The 17786-nt window shown below is 43.0% G+C and carries 21 protein-coding genes; 4 read left to right on the forward strand and 17 right to left on the reverse strand.

Going from position 1 to position 17786, the window contains the following annotated elements:
• The first annotated feature begins 102 nt into the window (after positions 1-102).
• Entirely contained in the window at positions 103-1134 is a 1032-nt protein-coding gene (gene proB, locus ACQY73_RS24765) for a glutamate 5-kinase (RefSeq protein ID WP_428656153.1), read from the forward strand.
• Positions 1135-1252: 118 nt separating this feature from the next.
• Here the strand turns inward: proB and ACQY73_RS24770 are convergent, their stop codons facing one another.
• From ACQY73_RS24770 to ACQY73_RS24850, 17 genes are all read right to left on the reverse strand, one after another.
• Positions 1253-1684, reverse strand: a complete 432-nt coding sequence (locus ACQY73_RS24770) for an Hsp20/alpha crystallin family protein (RefSeq protein WP_428656156.1) — start codon at positions 1682-1684, stop codon at positions 1253-1255.
• Between the two features lie 299 nt (positions 1685-1983).
• Positions 1984-3216, reverse strand: coding sequence for a hypothetical protein (locus tag ACQY73_RS24775; protein ID WP_428656158.1), 1233 nt, complete (start codon positions 3214-3216; stop codon positions 1984-1986).
• The gene (locus ACQY73_RS24780; protein WP_428656161.1) at positions 3213-3605 is read right to left on the reverse strand and encodes a LytR/AlgR family response regulator transcription factor; all 393 of its coding nucleotides are present in this window, start codon (positions 3603-3605) and stop codon (positions 3213-3215) included. Before ACQY73_RS24780 ends, ACQY73_RS24775 begins: the two co-directional genes overlap by 4 nt.
• 55 nt (positions 3606-3660) lie before the next feature.
• Positions 3661-4419, reverse strand: a complete 759-nt coding sequence (locus tag ACQY73_RS24785; protein ID WP_428656163.1) for a hypothetical protein — start codon at positions 4417-4419, stop codon at positions 3661-3663.
• Between the two features lie 35 nt (positions 4420-4454).
• Entirely contained in the window at positions 4455-4979 is a 525-nt protein-coding gene (locus tag ACQY73_RS24790) for a hypothetical protein (RefSeq protein ID WP_428656165.1), read from the reverse strand.
• Between the two features lie 91 nt (positions 4980-5070).
• Entirely contained in the window at positions 5071-5586 is a 516-nt protein-coding gene (locus ACQY73_RS24795; RefSeq protein WP_428656167.1) for a hypothetical protein, read from the reverse strand.
• A gap of 40 nt (positions 5587-5626) precedes the next feature.
• Complete coding sequence (locus tag ACQY73_RS24800; RefSeq protein ID WP_428656168.1) at positions 5627-6253, reverse strand: hypothetical protein; 627 nt, start codon at positions 6251-6253, stop codon at positions 5627-5629.
• 89 nt (positions 6254-6342) lie between these two features.
• Entirely contained in the window at positions 6343-6741 is a 399-nt protein-coding gene (locus ACQY73_RS24805; RefSeq protein WP_428656170.1) for a hypothetical protein, read from the reverse strand.
• Between the two features lie 8 nt (positions 6742-6749).
• Positions 6750-7253: a gliding motility-associated C-terminal domain-containing protein gene (locus tag ACQY73_RS24810; protein ID WP_428656172.1), complete on the reverse strand. Its 504-nt coding sequence runs from the start codon at positions 7251-7253 to the stop codon at positions 6750-6752.
• 12 nt (positions 7254-7265) lie between these two features.
• The gene (locus ACQY73_RS24815) at positions 7266-7808 is read right to left on the reverse strand and encodes a hypothetical protein (protein WP_428656174.1); all 543 of its coding nucleotides are present in this window, start codon (positions 7806-7808) and stop codon (positions 7266-7268) included.
• 66 nt (positions 7809-7874) lie between these two features.
• Entirely contained in the window at positions 7875-8390 is a 516-nt protein-coding gene (locus tag ACQY73_RS24820; RefSeq protein ID WP_428656176.1) for a DUF3421 domain-containing protein, read from the reverse strand.
• Positions 8391-8431: 41 nt separating this feature from the next.
• Positions 8432-9100, reverse strand: a complete 669-nt coding sequence (locus tag ACQY73_RS24825) for a porin family protein (protein WP_428656179.1) — start codon at positions 9098-9100, stop codon at positions 8432-8434.
• A 38-nt stretch (positions 9101-9138) separates the two neighbouring features.
• Positions 9139-9744 (reverse strand): collagen-like triple helix repeat-containing protein, encoded by a 606-nt coding sequence (locus ACQY73_RS24830; RefSeq protein ID WP_428656182.1) that lies wholly within the window; start codon positions 9742-9744, stop codon positions 9139-9141.
• Positions 9745-9975: 231 nt separating this feature from the next.
• Positions 9976-11778 (reverse strand): CHAT domain-containing protein, encoded by a 1803-nt coding sequence (locus ACQY73_RS24835; protein ID WP_428656184.1) that lies wholly within the window; start codon positions 11776-11778, stop codon positions 9976-9978.
• 919 nt (positions 11779-12697) lie between these two features.
• Positions 12698-14170 (reverse strand): S8 family peptidase, encoded by a 1473-nt coding sequence (locus ACQY73_RS24840; protein ID WP_428656187.1) that lies wholly within the window; start codon positions 14168-14170, stop codon positions 12698-12700.
• 27 nt (positions 14171-14197) lie between these two features.
• Positions 14198-14917 (reverse strand): tetratricopeptide repeat protein, encoded by a 720-nt coding sequence (locus ACQY73_RS24845; protein ID WP_428656190.1) that lies wholly within the window; start codon positions 14915-14917, stop codon positions 14198-14200.
• Positions 14918-15012: 95 nt separating this feature from the next.
• Positions 15013-15609 (reverse strand): RNA polymerase sigma factor, encoded by a 597-nt coding sequence (locus ACQY73_RS24850; RefSeq protein ID WP_428656192.1) that lies wholly within the window; start codon positions 15607-15609, stop codon positions 15013-15015.
• Between the two features lie 153 nt (positions 15610-15762).
• Between ACQY73_RS24850 and ACQY73_RS24855 the strand changes: the two genes are divergently transcribed.
• The 3 genes from ACQY73_RS24855 (at position 15763) to ACQY73_RS24865 (ending at position 17703) form a co-directional block, all read left to right on the forward strand.
• Entirely contained in the window at positions 15763-16242 is a 480-nt protein-coding gene (locus ACQY73_RS24855) for an RDD family protein (protein ID WP_428656195.1), read from the forward strand.
• A complete protein-coding gene (locus ACQY73_RS24860) occupies positions 16242-16619 on the forward strand; it encodes a DUF2752 domain-containing protein (protein ID WP_428656197.1) in 378 nt (125 codons plus the stop codon). The genes ACQY73_RS24855 and ACQY73_RS24860 overlap by 1 nt, the downstream gene beginning before the upstream one ends.
• 73 nt (positions 16620-16692) lie before the next feature.
• Positions 16693-17703 carry a threonine aldolase family protein gene (locus tag ACQY73_RS24865; RefSeq protein WP_428656199.1) on the forward strand — a complete coding sequence of 337 codons (1011 nt, stop codon included), beginning with the start codon at positions 16693-16695 and terminating at the stop codon, positions 17701-17703.
• The last annotated feature ends 83 nt before the right edge of the window (positions 17704-17786 follow it).

Here is a 17786-nt window from a genome sequence, read left to right on the forward strand (position 1 = left end):
GTACGTCGAAAATGACCTTTTTCTATGGTAACTCGATCATCCTAAAAGGTAAATTTGGGTAACCCCTTATGCTTCGTAACTTTGCCGCAAAGTTTATGATTCATGTTAAAACCCATCTTAGTACTGAAATTCGGAAGTGCCGCAATTACAAAAGCCAATGGTGAACTGAACCAATTGGTGATGGTAGAGATAGCACGCCAAGTGGCGCAGTTGTATGCGGAGTATCATTTGGTCATTGTGTCGTCGGGGGCGGTGGCGGCCGGTAAGCAATACATTCGGAATTATGCCGGCGAAATTGCCCAACGTAAAGCGGCAGCGGCCATTGGGAACTTGCTGTTATTGAACAAGTACGCGCAGTTTTTTGCTCCTTACGAAATTCCCGTAGCCCAAAGCCTTTGCGAACGCGGCCATTTTGCCAATCGTGACCAGTTTTTGCAAATGAAAGAAACGTTTCAGGAGTTGTGGGACAACGGCATTATTCCAATTGTCAACGAAAACGATGTGGTCAGTAGTCGTGAATTAAAATTTTCGGATAATGATGAACTTGCTACGCTCATCGCCGTTGGTTTTGGGGCCGAGACGTTGATGCTGTGCACGTCGGTTGGGGGCTTATTGGATGATAAAGGAAAGATCATTCCCAAAGTGTCGCAGGTGAACGACGTTTTCAAATACGTCCGTACCGATAAATCAAGCGTGGGTTTAGGTGGGATGACCTCAAAATTGACGTTCGCCAAACTTGCCATGCGTATGGGAATTCGGACCATTATTTTCGGTATGAACGTTTCCGACGGTATTTTAAAAGCCTTTCGCGAAGAAACGGGAACGGTGTTTGCGCCTCAGGAAAGTGCGCTTTCGGCCCGAAATCGTTGGCTTGGCAGTGGCAGTTTGGTGGCGGGACGAATCAGAATTGACAGTGGAGCTGTTCAGGCGCTTCAAAACAGAAAGAGTTTGCTGGCGGTTGGCATCAAAGAAGTGGAAGGAGACTTCGAAACGGGAGAGGCTGTTGAAATTGTGGATGAGAAAGGCGCATCCGTAGCGGTTGCCAAAGCGAAAGAGTCTTCGGCATCCATTGCCCAAAATCTTCGAACTCAAAACTTTGAAGTGGCAAATGCCAACGACATTGTGCTGCTTTAATAGCTGTGCTGATGGTTTTGAGAAACCATCAGCACTTTAGAAACCATTAATAATCTACTCCAAAATCAAAAAGCCCCGCTCTCTGTCTGGAAAGCGGGGCAAATTTTACTGTTGGCTATTAGCCAATTTCAATAGTGCGAGGTGTTTTTTTCGCATCTTCTTTCTTAGGAAGTTCTACTTTCAACACGCCGTCAGTATAAGCTGCATTGATCTGCTCGCCGTCTACAGTAGTTGGTAACGTAAAAGCCCGACGGAAACTCGTGAAACTGAATTCTTTGCGAGTGTATTTTTCGGTATTTTCTTCGTTTTTCTGCTCTTGTTGTGCCGAGATGGTCAACACATTGTTTTCCAAGTTGATCTTAAAATCTTCTTTTTTCAAACCGGGAGCGGCGACTTCAAGACGGAAACCGCCATCGTGTTCTACGATATTGACCGCAGGTACGCCATAATTGCTTAAAGTAGCAGGTGCAAAGATGTCATTAAAATCTTTACCGAATACACCTCCGAAAAGCGTTGGGAAATTACCGTTTGTTTTTACTAAAGTTGCCATGGTTGTTGTTGTTTTAATGTTTTTAAGTTTTCGATATTTTCACCGTAACGGCGACGGTTATATAGTATCAACTTTTGTACCACCAACTTTAAAAAAAGGTTATTAGAAACTGATATTCAAATTTAATTGATTGATTTTCAGTTAAATAAGTAAAAATTGTGCTATGTTTCAGCTTTTTTATGTAAGTGACAAAATGGCCGAATTTGTTGATTTTTGTTATTTTTATAATGACAAAATGTCGTATTTCTATCAAAAGTGTCAGATATAACTACCGGAGAGCTTCTACTTTTTCTTGAAGATTAATGGGCGGCAAGTTCAAAAATGGATTGTTTTGCTTCTTCCACCAAAGTGACGGTGCCGTTTGGAAGCTGCCCCAACACATATTTATACGTTTGATTGGCTTCAATGACCCACGCAATTTTATCGGTAGTAACTATTTTTTTCCTGCGGTCTTTAAATTCAGCCGTCACTTCTACATTGCCGGGCTTTACTTCGAGAATACCGTACGAAGTTTTAATGGCATTGATATATAAGGCAAGTGAAGTTGCAGTAATGGATCTGTGTTTTTTTACCTGTAAAATCCCAACGGCAACATTATCATCAATGAGTATTTCGTAATTATCGTTTTGAAAATCGGTCTTACTGTCAAAAAAAAGGGCTTGGCTGTTGGAGGGATTGGCAACGCCGACCGCCAATTGTTTTTTGGACGCAATACGCGCAATGAAATTGGTAGTTGATACGGCCGAACGCGGCACTGCCTTGCCCGAAATGTATATTTCAGGCGCAGGTTTAACCCATTTGAATGTCCCTTTGGTCAACAAATCATAGACATTGACGGTGATATTTCCTGCGCCGATAACAGCTTCCTTTTGACCTTCCTCAATGTAGCCTAACTGACTCATTCCTGCCCGTACCAAATAGCGTTTTTTTCCTTCGGAGGTCTTGCCCAGTTCTACCGCATCAGTTGCAACCTCGCCATTGGCATACTGACTCCATTTGCTTTCCGGGTACGAAGGCACCGGACAGCCCCAATACCGAATATCGCCTTTTTGGGCAGGGCAGCCGTCGAAAGGCCAGGGAATACCGTCTTTATCGTCATCGGTGGCTTTGGGGTGGTTGGTATGAAAAAAAGCCAGTCGAACTATTTCTGCGGCTTGGGCTGCTTTTTCCTGTTCTGCTTTCAGTTGAGCCTGTCGCTCCTGTTCCTGCCGGGCCAGTTCAGCGAGGCGCAATTTTTCCGCTTCCTGCTCTTTCAGGGTTTGCTCTTTCTTTAAGCGATCAAGTTCTTCTTTTTTTATGCGCTCCCGTTTTTTGCGTTCTTCGGCTTCGCCGATTTTTTTGAGTTGCGCTTTGCAATAGGCGTCGTCGGAGCGAATGAGCAGTGCGCGTTTGTAGCTGTTGCGGGCACATTCGTAATCACCTTTTGTAAAGCATTTATCGCCACGCTCTTTGTGTTCAGCAAAGGTAACGGTTTGAGCAGTTGCTATAAAAGCCAAATGGAAGCCAAGCAAAAAAATAAGGAGCGTTTTCATAGAGTAGGCGGAAGGGGAGTACTAAGATACGCTTTTTTGGAAAAGCCCGGTATCCCCAATGTGGGGGAGTCGGTACTTTGCAACAAATTTGCCTGAATCCCGGCTGCGCGCCGACGTGAAACAGGGACTCGAAAACCATTGGTTAATACAAACAGTTTTTGCCGACGCAGGATTTGGGCTAAATACCGAACATTGATCAGGTGCGATTTATGAATGCGAATAAACTCCGACGGCAGTTTTTGTTGGATCATACTCAGCGTTTGACTGACCATGATGTTTTGACCATCATTCATGATGATGCGGCTGTAATTGCTTTCTCCCAGAATCTGAACAATGTTTTCCGGGCAGACGATGAGGCGTGGGGAGAGGGTGAGAGAAGAGGCTAACATAAGGAATCTGTGTTTAGATGAAACATTTCGGGGAGTTGAGAAGCAAAATTGCCGATTAAAGCATAGGAATAGGATAGTCGTTAGAGCCAAGATCATTGACGATCACCGAACGATATAGAGTATTGTGCTCCCATTCTCTTGAGAAAATTTTGTAATTTCTACCCCTTTGACGATGATTTTCAGTAAATCGTTCGCTATTATCTCTATACCAAATCATCTCATCATCTGACACTCCGGTCAGGAAAGTAAGATTACCATAGTTCCAATCGTATTCATCATACACTTTACAAAACCAATTTTCAAAACGTATTCGCGAACGTTCTGGATGTTGAAGATTGATTTCAAGTAAACGAATACCTATTCGTGACCTGACCGTCAAACCTCCGAAAGCATTAGCTAAATCTCCTTCTCCACTCAATATGAAATCATGGTAGGCGACTGAACTCTCTATATAAAACTCCTCAAAATTATTATTTCTCAATGGATTCGCCCTTCTTGGGATTGATTCGCGCCCGTCCAGAAAAGAAACAGAAGAAGAGTTTCCGCCGGATGGAAACATTGTTTCAGGGCCAGCCTGTAATCGGTTAATAATGCCTGTTTTTAACCGCCTGATATGGGCTGTGTTCAGCTCATTGCTTATAACAGAGGAGTTCTGGAAGGCCCCCGATGGGTAATCTATTCGGTCTGCTCCGGAGCCGGTTAGCCAGTATACTAAGTTGTAGCGGGCTAATTCTAAACCCAGCCAACTACCTCTCCAAAGCAACGTTCCTATTCTATCTCTGATATTTTCAAAACGTTCTGATTCATATGACATGTTTACTCTAATGTGTGTTATTATAATACTACGATTTACAAACCTCCTTGTAATAAATTACTTGGATGTCCACAGTCAATTATTCTTAAAACGCAAAAATCAGCAGATACTCCGGGCGTAGTAAAATTAGCCCCTGCAAAAAAACAAGCACCTCTTACTCTTTCAATAGAGAAGATAGAAATGCTTGGATCAATTAAATACAATGCAGTTCCATAAACTCCGACGCGATCTCCTCCTTGTAAGGTATTTAGAACTATGAGGTTGCCTCTTTTTATATCTCGGCTGCAAAATGGCTTTTCAGGACACCTATTTGTAAATCTAGTGCCTGCACTTTGAAAATCACTTAGTGAAAAATTGGCAGAAGCGGGTAAAGGTGAAACACCCAGACCGAAGCAGACGCCAACTGCTCTGAAGTACAAAGTTGGATTTGGTTCACCTGCTCTTCGAAGTTGTAAGACAGTATAATTGGCACCAACAGTAAAGCCTTCACCTGCTGAAAGTTCAGCAGAAGATCCTGTAGCATAGCGCCAAGTTGAAATGGATAAAGCGGGAAGTGACATGTTAAGTGGTTTTTAGATTTGTTAGCTGAGATAAAGCTTTTATCAATATTGATTGAAACAGTTTGAAAATCAGCCCGAAAAATACTATTCATTAAGCTGATAAAAAGAATGTGGATGTTCCTTCGCGGGAGTCACTGCTCAAAACAATTCCATCCGTTGAGAAAATTCGAAGAGAACTCCATTCATCTTCGATGTACCATCCGGTAGGGTCAATGGCACCCTCAATTGTATCGCGGTACTTTTTGTATACTATTTCAATTTCTTCCGGTCTCCACATGTCATCTCCCTCAATAATAAACCTAAATGAAAGGCGATTTTCGAAGTTGCTACTTCTTAATTCAAGCCCGTATTGGGGCGCCGGAGGTGGAATTACTGCTACGCCACCCTCCGGATTTAAAGAGGCCCCGTCCCAAAACATCTCATGAAAAGTATAGGTCAGCAGGTTATATTCACCTCTGTCTAAGCGTTCGGTATTTCCCCCTTCGAGCCTTAATCGTTTTATAAACTGTCCGTCTCTTAAAATCTCGACAAGTACCCGAGAATCTGTGCCGCTCCAAAAAGGATGGAAGGCTGTCAAAATGCCAAAACCAATGGTTCCGATAAACATAGTTTTAATAGTTTGAAGGTTGAAAATTTCAATTTATGTTTTATCTCTTATATGGAAACTTCTTCGCCGCTCTCCCCATCAGTCCGCGTGCCATTTCTTCGGGGCTGCGATAGGAGCTGTTCCAATCATCGTTTTGGTAAGTCCATACAACGCGTTTTTCGACCGAGTTGTAGAGGGTTAGGCTGAGGGTGGCTTCGCCCTGTTTGGGTGCTAAACCAAAGGTGTTGGTTTTAGAAGCAATTAAGTCCAATCCACGGGAGATGTTGCGGTCGAGGTTTTCTTTGCGCTGAAAGCGACCCGTCAGCAGGCCGTCCACCTCCAACAATTTGCAGAGTTCAGCTTTGGTCATGGAGCGGCCTTTGTCGTACGTGACGTTGTGGCGTTTGAGGAGTGTATTGGTATCGTCAATGTCCTGAAAATCGACCGAAAAGTCTTTTTTGCGCTCCATCATGTACTGAAATACCCCGTTTTGGTATTGGTACGCTTCGCGTTCTTCCTGTTCGCGAAGCATTTCGGGCGTGGTTTTCTTTACTTGCAGATTCTTTTCGATAGTAACATCAAAGGGTAGAATCGCGTAGGTTTTCAAGGGGCCTTTGGTGGCGGGGCGACCACAGGCCCCTATAAGAGCGGCTAAGGTCAGCCAAAGAAGCAGAGAAGGGTATTTCATGGTTATTAAAAAATAAAAGGATGAAAAACAGATAGTTGATGGATTAGTCGAAAAAGCAGAACCGGCAGGAAACAGAAATAAATAAAAATTTAATGTGGCCTCAATGACTGAGCATCACCACAAAAAAAGACACCCGACAGTAGCATAGAAAATGCGGTGAGCCCTCCGACAATGATGCCGGTCCATGCCCATCGTCTGCCGTTGGAGGAGTAGTGTCCTTCCTGTATTTTTCGGAGCACTCTGAATCCAAGTAGAACAGCCATACTTCCGACCATGATTCCGACGGGTGTGAGGATAAACCGGCTTGTGAATGTGACCAAAAGAGCAGCTATTCCAAGTACTCCCGCTATTATTGCGTTATCCTGACCTTTTTCCTGTATAAATGCAGGAATGGTAGAAGAAGCGTTGGGTTCAACCGAAGAAGCTGAAAATGCCCGGTAAATTTCAACCAAAACTGCAATGGCAAGCAGCAGGAGTTTTGTTTTCACGGAAGTGACTAATTGCAGTTCGCTACGGGGTCTGAGGTAGGTACCCCCGTCAACCCACGATTGGTAAGTTGATCACCAAAAACACATTTGGGCAGTGCTTCGTCAGTCGGTAAACAGTCGGTGGCGAGGTAAATTTTGGTGAGTTGCGAAAATGCCAAACCCGTTTCAAATTTTCCCGATACCGCTACCACATATACGCCCTTTTTAGGGGTGCTTCCGTTGATGGTGCCGTCCCACTCCGTTTCGAGAGCATTGCTTTTAAACACCGGCAGCCCATTGCGCAAAACCGTCATGCCAAACGTTGATATATTTTGCCATTTGATCGTAAATGTGTCGTTTGTCCCATCACCGTTAGGTGAAAATACCGTGGGAAGCCACAAACCCATTTGAGCGTTTATGTTGATGGCTACCGCTTCTGAGTCGCAACATTCTTCGGTAGGAGAGATCGGATTTTTGTGGCAACCCGACATACTTACCGTCAGCAGTAAACTGATATAGAGGAATTTCTTCATGGATTTCAGTACTTAATTTTTGGTCGCTTTGACGGAAAAGATGGCCGAAGAGGCATCGGTGGCGTTTGTGAGATAAGCAAATTTGCTGAGACCGATACCGAAAACAGCAGCCCAGGCTTTGGCATTACTGACGCGCTCCTGAGCGGTGTTGCCCGTTAGGAAATTTTCGGAAGTAAGCGTTAACGAATTGCCGGAAAGCGTATAGATAAATACAAAGGCATCTTTGTTGGTAGATTTGTCAATAAAGATCACCTTATTCACCCCATTCACCTTTTCGCGACGATAGCCGTAAGATGTGCCTCCCATCGTTACATTGTCGGTGCCAAAATCCAATAGTCGATTAGCGATGACAGTGTTGGCATACGGCCCGGAGCGGTAGTTGATTTGGTTTTTGTATTCCAATGTTAATTCCAGGCTGTTCATGGTCCAGGTTCCCAACAAAGGGAAGGCTGCCTCTACTGCTTTTTGGAATAGCCCGCAACTTGAGACCGTAATCATCATCCCAACCAGTAACAATACATGAGTGCGGCGTTGAAATTTTTGTATGATTTTCATTTTGATATACATTTTGGTAAATAAGGATCGGTCACCTCCGGCAGAAGCAGAGAATTGAGTTTGGTCCTATCTTGTTAATACCTGAAAATTGGAAACGATCTCTTCCGTTCCTCCATAAGGAATAAATGCTTCGCGAGCATTGGCTCTTGCTTTTCCGATGTGTAACCCGCCGCCGATAGAAGCTCTTACGATATAGAGCGGTGAATTGTCGTTTTCATAACCGCCAACAATGGCATTGGCCGGAAAATTACCACCCGATACGGTTACCCATCTTCCCTTTCCGGTGTAAATTTCAAAGTTGTCAGCTATGATTTCTTTACCTCCATAGGGTATAAATGCCTCTCGTGCATTGGCTCTTACTTTGCCAATGTGTATCCCGCCCTCGTGCCTGATTCTGGCAATGTAAAGTGGAGAGCCATCGTTTTCATTGCCTGCCGGGAGCGCGTATGATGGTGTAACGCCCCCGTGTACACGCTCCCACTGTGCATAAGCGGGCATACCGCCTACCAGTAGAACAAAGAAAAGAATGCCTTGAAGGTAAATTTTCGGCCGTTGATTTAGTGAAATATAATATGTTTTCATGGTAGTAAGACAGTTTTGAGTTTTGATTAATATATTGTAAATCAAATGTTTAACAGCCTTATCCCCAGCGTGATCTGCCATAGGTTGGCTTTTTGACTGAAATTGACCTGATTGGATAAATCCACAAAAGAGACGTCAGACAAACTTCCTTCGTAACGAACATCCAATGATAATTTGCCGATGTCAAGCCCTGCTCCTGCCTGATAGCCATAATAGGCGTTTTTGAAGGCATTGGCCGTGCCGGTGTCGGTATACGATTTGATGGCCTCATTGAGAGATTGCCCTGATCGCACATTAAAGGAAGCCAACGGACCTGCACTTATCCGAACGGGACCAAGACGGTATCCCAAGAGCAACGGTACGTCTATATTGGTGTAGTTTATCTCAATCACATCGTCAGATGGATCGGTAGCATCGCGCAGAATATTGATACTGCCGCCTTTTGCGGAAAGAATTACCTCCGGTTGCAGATAAAATTTACCGCCGATTCGTACATACCCTCCGGCCACGTAACCGGTACGGGTCTTGAAACTTTCTTTGATATTGTCAGCCAACAGTCGGCCGTTTACCCGTCGTTCAGCTACAAAGTTACCTGTATGGAGTTGTGCTAAATTTACCCCGCCCCTGACTCCCAGCTGTATTTTCCATTTGCTTTGTGCCCAAAGGTTATTGGCCGACAACAGCAAAAACACAATGATTAATTTTTTCATTTTGCTTTTATTTTTAATTGTTTTCAGCTTGCTGTTATTTAGTCAGGGAGATTGTAGGCTCTCTTTACCGCTTCGTAGTTGGAGTAGTCGATGGCGGCTTTGCGACCCCCGGCCACTCCACCCGGAATAATTATATACCGAAATTGATATGCGGTACTGATAGACGTATATGAGTTTTTATTGTTTTCAAAAACGATTCGCAAATTTCCTGCGGTGGCTCGGAAGGACCAAAAATCAGCTTCATCTGATGTCGAATTATAAAGTACGGTATAGGGAAGTTGTATCACTTTTTCGTTTAAATCTAAAGTTGAAACATATCCGTTTAATTTTCCATAGACAAGCACAACTCCATTAGTAAGAATAGAAGCAGTTATACCGGCAGCGCTCTTATCGTAATAAAACTGGCGAATATTACCCAAAGAGGTTCGAGTTTGCCATGAAGTGGTTGTAAACCAACTTGAATAAATCACATTGGCAGTCCCCGTAGCACCTTGAGGTCCGGCAACCCCTTGAGGCCCTTGATCTCCGGTATCACCCTTGTCTCCTTTAGGGCCGACTTCGCCGGTAGGACTTGGACAGGCCGTCAACAGGCATAACATGGATGCGCTTAGAAGCGCAGCGGATAGAAAACTTAGTTTTTTCATTTTGGTAAAGCTTTTTTAAATGAATGATTTGTTTCAATACTGTTAGTCGAAACCTGCGCAGGGGGAGGAAACATTGATGCTTACATTTTTTAAGAATCTTTTTCTTTCTGCTTAAAAAGGGAGGAAGAAGTGAGCCGTTGCGCTTTTGGAGTGGACACCTTTTTTGCCAAAAGTTCATACAAACAAAAAAGCCGCTCCAACGGAACGGCTTGATTTTTAGTGAGCAGAAACTTATAGTGTGACGGGTTTTCGTTTTCGACGCCACCAAACTCCGCCACTAACCAATAAAATGGCGGTAATTCCTCCAATGATTAACGGATAACGATTACCGGATAACGGATTTACATCACCAACCAAAATCATTCCTGCCCATTGTGACGGCAAGGCTTCGGCTTTTCCGCCCGATTGCATCCATTCCAATTTGGCTCGTTGCAAGGCTTCATCTTTGGGGAGCCCCTCCTCTAAGTAGGTATAAAACAGTTTGGTAAGCTCGTAGGTCGGTTGGTCTTCCACGTTCCAAAGAGTAGTGACGGTGCTGCCGATTCCTAAGGCGGCAAAGCCTCTCGCCAAGCTGAAAACGCCTTCACCCCGTTGGTTTTGTCCAACGCCTGTTTTACAGGCCGAAAGCACCAACAATTGGGCATTGAAACCTTCCGTTTGATTGAGTTCGGAAAGGCGCAGTGCTGCATCCTGAAAATAGATGATCGGCTCTATTGCTTCGGTCGGGTCGGCATCAGCGTGGGTAAAAAGTTGAATTACGCGGGCATTGGGCGCGTAACTTAGAAATGCCGCTTTCGTGGCCTCTGTATAGGTAAATGTCTTGCCAAGGGAAAAGGTGTTGGCAACAGCCTCCAATGCCGATTTTGACCCATAAAGTGCAACTTGTTTTAAAGAAGCCGTAAATGTTTCGGGAGCAAAGCCAACGAATGAATTGGACGTTAAATTTTGAGCAAAACCATTGGTTGGTTTGCCTTTGACCAGAAAATTAGCCGAATAAGTATAGCTGACAGCGTGTTGTTTAAGCAAAAAAGCGTCGTCAGTGGGAGCACTCAGTAGGGCTTCAAAAGGTAGAAATTCGCCGTCTGAAGAAATAATGACCCGTTTTTCGGTGATTCCCAACGGTTGCCAAAGGTATTGGTACAGCTTATGCGCCAACGTACGATAACGAGGATAATTGGCGTTGAGCGTAGTACGGTTGGCGCAAAGGTTTAAAAACTCATTGGCTAAGGTTTGATACTCATTTGGTTTGATGGTGAGCCGAACCAGCGTGGCTTGCTCGCGGATGGTAAATGCGTATACGGCGCTGTCGCCCACGAAGTAGGAGACGAACGCACTACTTAACTCAGGAAGGTTTTTTTTGAATTCAGTTATCGTAGGAGTACTGTTATCATATTTATAGCGATAATAGGCGGGATTTGTTTTTTCAAGATTTTTTCGAAATTCCTCAAAATCATCATTAAAGCGCTCCAGCCGGCTTTGAAGCATCGGCCTTTTTTTATCGTTGATTGCGAGCGAAGCGAGTTGATTTTGAAGCCCGGTGATGCTGTCTCGCAGGGATTTTTGGCGTTTGTTATCTACTTCGGGCAATTGCTGATTGGCTCCTAATTCGTTGAGTTTATCAGCCAGCAATACTGCTTTGGATTTCTCAAAAAAGCGAAATGCCTGTTCCATATCTCCCGCCAAATAGCAGGCTTCAATGGCGCGTTCGTACATTCCGCGTGTTTTCTGCCGCCAAAAAAGCTTGGAACCTTCGCCCGCGTGTTCGTAGCGCATGAAGTCGATCATGCTATCGGCGAGGGCATAGGTTTTGAGAGCGTTGGTGAGGTGGCTTTTGGTTTTGGTGGCTTTGAAGTAGTCGAGCCACGTGTCGGCTTTGTCTTGGATGAGGGTAAGGAGGTATTCTTTGTAGGAAGATAAACGCATACTTCCCGAAGTAGGGTTTCTATCAATATCCTTGCTGTTCTTTGATAATACTTTTAGTTCTATAAAACCCCATTGATAATTTTCAATTGCTTCAATATAATTATGTTTCATCCAATAAACGGCACCAATATTATCATATAATCTGGCGCGTCTATTAAAATCTTTCGCTAGCTTAATTGCTTTAGAATAGTGGAGAAGAGATTTTTCAAATTGTTCTATATTATAGTAAAAAAAACCCAGTTCTAATTCGCAGCTGGATATCTTTTCCGGATTATTAAAATGTTTAGTTAGTAGTAGTGATTTTAAAAAATAACTTTCGGCGGTAATAAAGTCACCTTTCCTTTTAAGTATATTTGCAATGTTACGATAATAAAGAGGTAAATCAAATTCAAGATTTTTGTTACGTAAGCCTCTTTCTAATACAGTACTTGCCAATATTAAAGCATTATCTGTTTCCCCTTTTAAAAGAAGCCAGCGAACTTTCTCATATTCATTATTAGCTAACGCCTCTTCGTCGTTTATTTTCTTTGCCCATACAATACCTTGCTCGCTCCATTCCATACTTACAGAATGGTCCCCGCTTGTAAAATTGATAAATGCCATTTCTGAGGCTGCCATTGCTGCCCAGTGCCATTGTTTTTGCTGTTTTCCAATTTCTATACATTGAAGGAAATATTTTTTTGCAGTATTGAAACTGGTAGTGAGTTCATGAATTTTTCCAATTCTGAACAGCGCTTTAGGCAGATATTTATTATTTGATTTATGATTAGAGAGCTTAATAAGTTGTTCGGATGTTGCAAGTGCTAATGAATCTGCTCTGTAGTATCCTGCATCTTTTGCTAAACTGTAAAGCAAGTCTATGAAACAGGAATCCTTCTCATAATTGAATCCTTCCCATTGTTGGCAAATAAAAGCAAGTTGAGGATACTTAGGGAAGTTATTAGATTCTATAACTTTCTTATAAGAGTTTTCAAGTTGTATTTTGCTTTGACCTTGTCCAAATGATTCGTTAATTAATATTAAATTTAACTTAAAAAGGAGGGCTAATTTGATTGCCCCTTTGAACCCAGTATACCATACGCCCATTTTCTATAAGTTTGCCTTCGTTTTTTAAATATGTAAATATACTTTCGCGGAGATTTCCTGAATCTAAGCTCATAACTCCGTCTGCATTTTGTAAGGTGTATACTATAAAACCTGTTACAAAAGCTGTAGCATATGAACTTCCAACAATTCTGTTAATGCCACCTCCGTCAATATCAGATTGTACTACACCAATTGGCCTTTCCCTTCTACCTTCTCTTATCGCATCTATTTCATTACGAAACCAAAGATAAGGTGCATTAAAATAACCCTTTTCATTGGAATATACACAGATGTTTACAATAGGTTCAGTTGGAGAGTAGTTCTCAACGCCCATTTCCCATAAAGAGGTAACAGTAATAACATTGTTTAATTCAGCACTAAAACAGGCCGGATAAAGAGGTGTCGTAGAAAGTAGCCCTAACCCCAGCCCAACATTATCCGTTATAGATCTTCTATTACCGGCAGCGCAAATAAGAATTATATTACCTAAATCTCTTATTACACGTTTTAAATACTCAATCCCCAATCCCGAAGTAGGGCACACAAAACTGGCATTAATTATGTTTGCACTATGGGCTTTGGAGTAACAAAGTGCACAAATGATGGTATATAAAGTGCCAACACCATTAGAATTGAAGGCTTTTAATACCATAATTTCAGGAAGGTATTCTACTCCAAGAATATTCGCAGTTTTTGAAATTATAGCCGAAATTATTGTGCCATGTTCAGAAGGGTTATCGTCTGATGGATTATTATTGTCGTCGATAAAATTCCAACCAACGATATCAACACTCATATTACATGAATTCGTAGTATGTTTATTTTGCCATATATTTACCTCAATTCCCTGTTCTGCTAAATTTTCATATTTAAAGCCGGTGTCAATAACAGCGACCTTTACTGCTTTGGGTTCATTACTTAAATTACCATATTGGCTTAAAATGTCTTTTAAGTCAATATTTTGAGTTTTAATGGAAGACTTTGAATCAATACCGGATGAAAAAGTATAAGAATTATTGCATACAATTTGAAAACTGCTTCCTCTGGGATCATTATCATTGCCGGGACTGATGTCTGCATTATCTTCAAGGAAACGGAGTATATCTAAATCTGCACTAATAATAGCTAGTTGAAGATTACAACATTTACATATATTTATTAATTTGAATTTTATTTTATTTATTTTCTTTCCTTTCTTTTTATTTAATTTAAAAAAAGCAGTTACTTGTTTGCCGGCCCAAACATCCTTAAACCACTCCTGATGGTGTTTATCAAAACTAGAGTCAGAACCTTTTTGAAATGAGACAAGAAATTGATTGGGGATAATAAAGTTATCAAGAACCGGGTAGCTATTGTCGACTAATAGCTGATGCCAGTTATTAGTATCACCTTCATTAAAATTGAAAAAAGTATCCATGATTGCGAGTTTTATAGTTGATGCCTCTCACTCCACCTCCTTCCAACCCTCCAATTTACCCTCCTTTACTTCCTTCAGCAACTTTTTTGCCTGATAGTTATCAAGCGGTACATTTTTCTTGAGAAGCGCGATGGCTTCGTAGAATTTGCCGGGATTAGAGCGTAGATCGGTGCGGTTGCCAAGTCGATGAAAATGTTTAATCGCTTGGTCGTAATTCCCGCGTTGAAGGGAAACAATGCCCGCTAACTTTTCTGCTTCGGCGTTTATGCTGTCGCGTTGGAGGAGCGTCTCAAACACCTGTTGCGCTTCGGCATACTTTCCGGAATTGTATAGATTTATACCTGTTTGAAGACTATCACCGCGGCCACTCATGGTCACCGAAAGTGTGTCGAAATTGTTTTCAATGTAGTGCGTTGCCCATTCGGCGGTGGCCGTTTCCTGCTGAACCGGCGCAGCCGAAAACCACCAATAGGTACCAAAACTCAACAATAATACTACCGCTGCCGCCGCAGTCCAAGGAAAATTAACCGTACGGATACGTGTAGGAGACGTTTTTTGGCCGAGATTGGTCAATTCCTGTAATCGTCGGGCGCGTGCTTCTGCCTGTGCCGCCGCTCGCGCCTGTACATAAAACGCTACGTCTTCGGCCAAAGCGGGATTGCTTTTGAGTTCAGCCTCAAAATCAGCCCGTTCCGCGCCCGAAAGCGCGTTGGTATAATAGTTCTCTATGCGTTCCAAATTGGTCATAATCTCTATCTCCAACCCTTTCCGCGCGGCGGTCCGACCCTGTGAGGGAAAGGGAGTTGCTCTTTACTGAATTTTTATATTCACTTAAAGGAGAATTACTCCCCGCTTTTTCCTTTATACTTTTCCTTTAATCGTTCTAAACATCGCAGTCGACTGGTTTTGGCTACGGCGGCGGTGTTATAGCCCATGGTTTGCGCTATCTCTTCGTCCGAATATCCTTCCCCCCACGCCAGAATCATGTCTCGGCATTTATCACCGAGTTGACGTAGGTGTTGGCGTAATTGTCCCATTTCACTTTCTGCAATAAGTTGGCGTATCACCGAGCGCGATTCATCGGGTAGCCATCCTAAAGCATCTTCTAAACCTATGGTATGATGTACGCCTGATTTATTAGTCGTATTTTTTCGAATAGTGTCAACACACTTATTCATAAACACCTGATACAGATATGTTTTCAGTCCTGATTTCTCCTCAAATTTACCCGCCGCTACGTGTTCGATCACGGTCAGAACCGCATCTGAGTAGGCACTTTGGACATCGTCTTCGGAAATTTTATGCTTAAAAGTTGCCTGTTTTATGAGGTAGTAGTATTTCTCATAAAATTTATTTTCGTACAACCGCCGCGTTGTTCCCCCTGCCCGGATTCCATGCAGAATATCTTCGTCTTTCAGGCCTTTTTTAAATAAAAACATACGGTGCAGGGTACGAACTTAATTTGTATAAGCAAAATGAGAAACTTAGGAAAGAAAAACAACAGAAATTTGGTTTTTTGGCGCTTTTTCTTTCATTTGCAGTAGGTCTCTCTTCTAATTCTCTAATAACCTCTAACTGACAATCTTCTACTTATGGACAAATCGCAACTTGCCGGTTTTGGTAACCGTTTGGTCGCCCAAATCATTGATGGTATTATTCTAGGTATTGCCTTTTCACTTTTGATGATTCCTTTCGGAGGGATGGCCACATTGATAGGAATGAATGCCGACAACATCTCCGACTCATCTGATGAAGCCGCCGCTGCACTGATCGGTTTGGCAGGATTAAGTGTACTGGGTATCGTTTTATTTAGCTTGATCGCGCCTTTTATCTATGAAGCCTTCATGATAAGCTCGGCCAAACAGGCAACGGTCGGTAAAATCATTATGAAAATCAAAGTGGTTGGCCCTGCCGGTGAGCGCCTTACGTTTGGACAGGCAGTAGGACGCTCGTTGATAAAATACATCAGCAGCCATTTGTGTATTTTGTTGTGGTTGTGGCCGTTGTTCAACCCCGAAGAACAGGCATTGCATGATCTGGTTATCAAAAGCTACGTAGTCAAAAGCGCCTGATGATAAAAAAAATATTACTTACGGTAACGGCTCTTGCCCTTACCGTTTTTTATTTTTATGCCGATCCGGCTGTTCGGTCTTTCGGGCCGCCCTGTTTAGTGCGGCATACCACCGGTTTGTATTGCTGGGGATGCGGCGGGCAACGCGCCTTTCATGCGTTGTTACACGGCCAATTTGGAAATGCTTTTCGAAATAATTTATTAGTGTATCCGGTTATTTTGCTGGCAGGTTTAGTTCTTTACGCTGAATTGTTCAATGCACCTCAGGCGTGGCAATGGATTCGTAATCGGTATGTTACAATTATTTCAGTCACCTTATTTTTTGTCTTCACCATTGTTCGCAACGTGGAAGGATTTGAATTTCTATTGCCTTATTGATTATTCCAACGAATAATAAGCCCGCCTTTTGCTATTTTTGCACCTCTTTAATCACTAACTACCACCACCGAAAATGCTCATCGACCTTCGCTCCGATACCGTAACCAAACCCACTCAGCCCATGCTTGAAGCCATGTTTGCAGCTTCCGTTGGCGACGATGTTTTTGGTGATGACCCTACCGTTAATGCGTTGGAAGAAAAAGCAGCTCGACTGTTTGGAATGGAAGCGGCTTTGTTTTGTGCCTCCGGAACCATGACCAATCAATTGGCAATTCGGGTGCATACACGACCGGGAAGTGAAGTGATCTGCGATAAAAACTCACATATTTATCTGTACGAAGGGGGAGGAGTAGCCCTTAATTCATTCAGTTCGGTTAAATTATTGGAAGGCGATCGCGGGCGTCTCAATGCCCAACAGGTAAGAGATGCCATCAATAACCCTGACGATGTTCATGCGGCGGTATCGCGGCTTGTATCGCTCGAAAATACGATGAACAAAGGCGGAGGCTGTTATTATGATTTATCAGCTATACAGGCCATTCGTTTGGTATGTAAAGAACATGGATTGGGGCTGCATTTGGACGGGGCACGATTGTTCAATGCTTTGGTCGAGACGAACGAAAGTCCCTTGGAGTATGGTCGAGTTTTCGACAGTATCAGCATTTGCCTTTCAAAAGGATTGGGATGTCCTGTGGGTTCATTGCTGTTGGGAACGCAGGATTTTATTAAACAGGCACGGCGCTTTCGGAAAGTAATGGGCGGCGGCTGGCGGCAGGCCGGTTATTTGGCCGCAGCGGGTATCTATGCCCTTGATAACCACGTAGATCGCCTTCGGGAAGATCATGCTCGCGCTCGGGCAATTGGGCAAATGCTCCAACGGCTTCCCGAGGTAGAGGAAATTTTCCCCATTGATACCAACATTGTCATTTTTCGTTTGCCGGAGACTATTCTTGCCGTCGATTATATAGCCCAACTTGCTCAAAAAGGAATTCGCGCGGTCACTTTCGGAAAGCATTTGGTACGATTTGTGACGCACCTGGATTTTACAGACCAACAGTTGGAAGAATTGGGAAAAAGATTCTGAAAAGTTATCAAACGGTCTCAAAACACGTATTTCTACGCTATATCACTTGCCTGAAAATTGGCACTTTTGTTGCTGTTTTTCTG

Source organism: Runella sp. (assembly GCF_965279615.1).
Taxonomy (GTDB): domain Bacteria; phylum Bacteroidota; class Bacteroidia; order Cytophagales; family Spirosomataceae; genus Runella.

Bases quoted from the DNA above. Each gene is read 5' to 3' on its own strand.
- proB (WP_428656153.1), top strand. From the start codon at position 103: ATGTTAAAACCCATCTTAGTACTGAAATTCGGAAGTGCCGCAATTACA.
- ACQY73_RS24795 (WP_428656167.1), bottom strand. From the start codon at position 5,586: ATGTTTATCGGAACCATTGGTTTTGGCATTTTGACAGCCTTCCATCCT.
- ACQY73_RS24815 (WP_428656174.1), bottom strand. From the start codon at position 7,808: ATGAAAATCATACAAAAATTTCAACGCCGCACTCATGTATTGTTACTG.
- ACQY73_RS24850 (WP_428656192.1), bottom strand. From the start codon at position 15,609: ATGTTTTTATTTAAAAAAGGCCTGAAAGACGAAGATATTCTGCATGGA.
- ACQY73_RS24855 (WP_428656195.1), top strand. From the start codon at position 15,763: ATGGACAAATCGCAACTTGCCGGTTTTGGTAACCGTTTGGTCGCCCAA.
- ACQY73_RS24790 (WP_428656165.1), bottom strand. From the start codon at position 4,979: ATGTCACTTCCCGCTTTATCCATTTCAACTTGGCGCTATGCTACAGGA.
- ACQY73_RS24830 (WP_428656182.1), bottom strand. From the start codon at position 9,744: ATGAAAAAACTAAGTTTTCTATCCGCTGCGCTTCTAAGCGCATCCATG.
- ACQY73_RS24865 (WP_428656199.1), top strand. From the start codon at position 16,693: ATGCTCATCGACCTTCGCTCCGATACCGTAACCAAACCCACTCAGCCC.
- ACQY73_RS24825 (WP_428656179.1), bottom strand. From the start codon at position 9,100: ATGAAAAAATTAATCATTGTGTTTTTGCTGTTGTCGGCCAATAACCTT.
- ACQY73_RS24770 (WP_428656156.1), bottom strand. From the start codon at position 1,684: ATGGCAACTTTAGTAAAAACAAACGGTAATTTCCCAACGCTTTTCGGA.
- ACQY73_RS24845 (WP_428656190.1), bottom strand. From the start codon at position 14,917: ATGACCAATTTGGAACGCATAGAGAACTATTATACCAACGCGCTTTCG.
- ACQY73_RS24800 (WP_428656168.1), bottom strand. From the start codon at position 6,253: ATGAAATACCCTTCTCTGCTTCTTTGGCTGACCTTAGCCGCTCTTATA.
- ACQY73_RS24780 (WP_428656161.1), bottom strand. From the start codon at position 3,605: ATGTTAGCCTCTTCTCTCACCCTCTCCCCACGCCTCATCGTCTGCCCG.
- ACQY73_RS24820 (WP_428656176.1), bottom strand. From the start codon at position 8,390: ATGAAAACATATTATATTTCACTAAATCAACGGCCGAAAATTTACCTT.
- ACQY73_RS24860 (WP_428656197.1), top strand. From the start codon at position 16,242: ATGATAAAAAAAATATTACTTACGGTAACGGCTCTTGCCCTTACCGTT.
- ACQY73_RS24785 (WP_428656163.1), bottom strand. From the start codon at position 4,419: ATGTCATATGAATCAGAACGTTTTGAAAATATCAGAGATAGAATAGGA.
- ACQY73_RS24840 (WP_428656187.1), bottom strand. From the start codon at position 14,170: ATGGATACTTTTTTCAATTTTAATGAAGGTGATACTAATAACTGGCAT.
- ACQY73_RS24835 (WP_428656184.1), bottom strand. From the start codon at position 11,778: ATGAAACATAATTATATTGAAGCAATTGAAAATTATCAATGGGGTTTT.
- ACQY73_RS24775 (WP_428656158.1), bottom strand. From the start codon at position 3,216: ATGAAAACGCTCCTTATTTTTTTGCTTGGCTTCCATTTGGCTTTTATA.
- ACQY73_RS24810 (WP_428656172.1), bottom strand. From the start codon at position 7,253: ATGAAGAAATTCCTCTATATCAGTTTACTGCTGACGGTAAGTATGTCG.